Source organism: Pseudomonas sp. 43(2021) (genome assembly GCF_017490805.1).
GTDB lineage: Bacteria > Pseudomonadota > Gammaproteobacteria > Pseudomonadales > Pseudomonadaceae > Aquipseudomonas.
Genome location: NZ_JAFGYJ010000199.1, coordinates 1 through 567, shown reverse-complemented (window position 1 = coordinate 567; position 567 = coordinate 1). Strand labels below are relative to the sequence as shown.

1 protein-coding gene is annotated in these 567 nt (G+C 62.3%); it reads right to left on the bottom strand.

Going from position 1 to position 567, the window contains the following annotated elements; translation table 11 throughout:
- Positions 1-567: serine dehydratase beta chain (locus J5M71_RS26740; protein WP_279382382.1), on the bottom strand; the 567-nt coding region annotated here is incomplete at both ends.

Below are 567 nucleotides of genomic sequence, written 5' to 3'. Positions count from 1 at the left end.
CGCTTCAGGGCGCCAGGCGCTCTCGTTGGTCAGCATCACCTGACTGATCGACAGGCCATAGGTGGCGCAATGACCGAGCAAATCCTTGGCACTTTTGAACGGGAAGGTCAGCGGCGTGGCGTCTTCGACGATGCGATCGGCGCCGGCGGCATCTTCATCGACAACGCAACCACCGCCGACCGAGTAGTACTCGCGACTGCGGATCTGAATCCCCGCCGCATCGAAGGCGCGAAAGATCATGCCGTTGGGGTGATAGGCCAACGGTTTGCGGATCATCGCCAGATGTTCTTTCTCGTTGAACGCGATGCTGTGTTCACCGAGCAGATTCAGTCGGCCATTGCCGCGAATTTCTTGCAGGCGCGCGGCGACGGTCTCGGTGTCGACAGTGTCCGGATGTTCGCCTTCGAGGCCGAGCAGCACGGCTTTGTCGCTACCGTGACCTTTACCGGTAGCACCGAGCGAACCGTACAGCTCGACACGCACGCTGGCGGTGCTGGTCAGCAGGTTTTCCCGGCGCAGCCCTTCGGCGAAACGCGCAGCAGCGCGCATCGGGCCGACGGTGTGGGA